The organism is Moorena sp. SIO3I6 (genome assembly GCF_010672095.1).
Genome location: NZ_JAAHHU010000623.1, coordinates 1 through 2,591, shown reverse-complemented (window position 1 = coordinate 2,591; position 2,591 = coordinate 1). Strand labels below are relative to the sequence as shown.

Here is a 2,591-nt window from a genome sequence, read left to right as displayed (position 1 = left end):
AGGATGGTTGGCGAGAAGTGCTAGCGGTATCAAACAAATTAGGGATTCCAGTCCCTGCTTTTAGTGCATCCCTAGATTATTTCGACAGTTACCGACGCGATCGCTTACCCCAAAACCTGACCCAAGCCCAGCGCGACTACTTTGGTGCTCATACCTACGAGCGCCTGGATAAACCCAGGGGTGAGTTTTTCCACACCGATTGGATGGGATTGAGTTCATAAGGGTAGTATAGTGGTTTTAATTTTTGTGAGGTACAGATTTCCTGGTTTTAGGGAACAGGGAACAGGGAAAAAATTCTGTGTAGCTCATTAGGCTAAAAACCGCTAAAAAACCTTATTACTGATTGAATGGCAAAGCATTTGGGCGACCATGATTGATTTTGATTTTATCAGGTCATAGACCCGATGTTTTGCCTTATCAACTAATCAAAAAATAGTTGAGTAAAGCAAGATTTATTGCCATACATTCCTTCGCCAAAATGCATCGCTACACGAACGTAATTTGAGTTTATAAACACCATTATAGCCATTGCTATAACAGCACAAAATAGACAATTTTTAAATCTACTAATTTAGATTTAGATTGGTTTGCGTTGGGTGGATTCCCAAGCCAATTTATATTCAAAATTATTGGCAGATCAATTATTCTTACTCCTCATATCATCTCAGGATAATTACCCTTAATCAAAATATTCACCATCTCCCCATATTCCTGCGCCTGCCCCAAACTCTCCAAACTACCCGCCTTCCCCTTAATTATGGGTATTTTAACGGACGTGATCTAACGGGTGATCGGTAATTTCTGCATGGGCGTAGCGGCTCCTTGGCCAAAAGGCCACGGTATGGAAAAGGAGCATCGCTTTTTTCGTTGCTGCTTTGGTTGCCTGTAAAACCAACAAAGGAGTTCATCCTAAGTTCACTATTGTCCAATCACAGTTAAAAGCCCAATTTTGCGCTTATATACCAAAATAGTAATTTTGTCAAGGCTTACGGGAATTATAGTGATAAGTCCTCTAATTAGTGGTTGAGTTACTTGTTGAGCTACTCGAGGGCGATCCCAATTTGTTTTGTTCGAGGTATCCAGCATTAATGGGTAGTATAGTAGGCATTTTCACAGCTACAGATAAGCATCTTGATCGGAACTTGCTTCTGCGCATGCGTAATGCAATTGCCTATAGTGGTTCTGATGACAATTATTTAGACATTAAACCAGAGGATGGAGTGGCTCTAGGTTATGTTCCCCTGATCACGAGAGACTTAAGCGCTGATAGCTATCAGCCAATGTGGAACTCTAACCATACAAAGGTCGTTGTCTTCAGTGGTACAATTCTCAACTGCCGAGAAATCAGAGACGAGTTGGAAACATTGGGGTTTCATGTCCAATCTAATCGTGAAACTGAAGTGTTACTGAAGGGATACGAAGCTTGGGGAACAGAGGTTGTTCATAAGCTCAATGGCACATTTGCTTTTGCTATTTGGGACCGCTCTGTTGGAAAGCTGTGGTTAGCGAGAGACAGATTTGGGGAGCAACCACTATATTACTTCTTCGATCAGCTACACTCTACTTTTATTTTTGCTTCAGAACTCAAGGCAATCCTAGAACACCCTGTGGTTTCCAAAGCTGTGGACCCTCAAGGGTTGCAATCCTACCTGGTTTTTGGATACGTTCCTTCTCCCTTGAGCCTAGTTAAGGGGGTAAAAAAGCTACAACCTGCTCATAGTTTAATCATTGAAGCCGGAAAAACACCGCAGCTACATCGCTACTGGCAACTCCAGCAAGTCGCAACATTGCAGAGTACGCCAGAAGCAGAAATCAGAGACAATCTTCGCTCGCGGTTTGAGTTGGCGGTAAAGCGTCGCTTAGATCGCAACAGTGATTTTTCTCCCGCAGCACTTCTGAGTGGTGGTTTAGACTCTACCCTGGTTGTGGGGATGATGAGCAAACTCTCAAAAGAACCAGTTCACACCTTTTCTACAGCCTTTGAAATTGGTTCCCTTGATGCTGAAATCTGGAACACAAATCCGAATCAGTGTAACTCTGATGCTGATGTTGCTAAAGCAGTGAGTGCCCATTTTGGTACCAAACATAGTCAGCTGATTATCTCTGGCAGACAAGATTTAATCGGTACACTGCGACGTTGTGTAAGAAGTTTTGGTGAGCCTCATAGTAATCAAATTAACGTCACCATGCTCTTGCTGGCTGAATGGCTTAAGGAGCAAGGAATTGCAGTAGTAATGACTGGGGATGGCAGTGATGCCATCTTTGGAGGTGAGCCGCGCCATCAATTAGATATGCAGATTAGCCTCTTGCAAAAATTACCTAGCTGGTTGCGCAACTTAGCCTATGCCAACAGAAACAAATGGCCAGTAAAAGATAACTTTAATCCTACAGCTTTTAGAAGAGTGGACTTAGCACCCTTAACTGTAGAAAGATTAAGTACTTGGTTTACCTACGGCAAGGGAGAATTTAATCAGCTCTTACAGGGAGAATACGCTACAGATACGGGAGTTATAGACTCGATCTATCAGGAACTATTAAAAAGTTTGCTCTCCAAAAATCACATTACTAGCAACCAAGATGCCCTGCTCTAA

The 2,591-nt window shown here is 42.6% G+C and carries 1 protein-coding gene and 1 pseudogene; both read left to right on the top strand.

The window, feature by feature from the left end; genetic code table 11:
* Positions 1-221, top strand: a pseudogene (locus F6K49_RS40435) (NADP-dependent phosphogluconate dehydrogenase); the annotation flags it as partial.
* Positions 222-1,088: 867 nt separating this feature from the next.
* Entirely contained in the window at positions 1,089-2,591 is a 1,503-nt protein-coding gene (gene asnB / locus F6K49_RS40430; RefSeq protein WP_293106485.1) for an asparagine synthase (glutamine-hydrolyzing), read from the top strand.

Bases quoted from the DNA above. Each gene is read 5' to 3' on its own strand.
- asnB (WP_293106485.1), top strand. From the start codon at position 1,089: ATGGGTAGTATAGTAGGCATTTTCACAGCTACAGATAAGCATCTTGAT.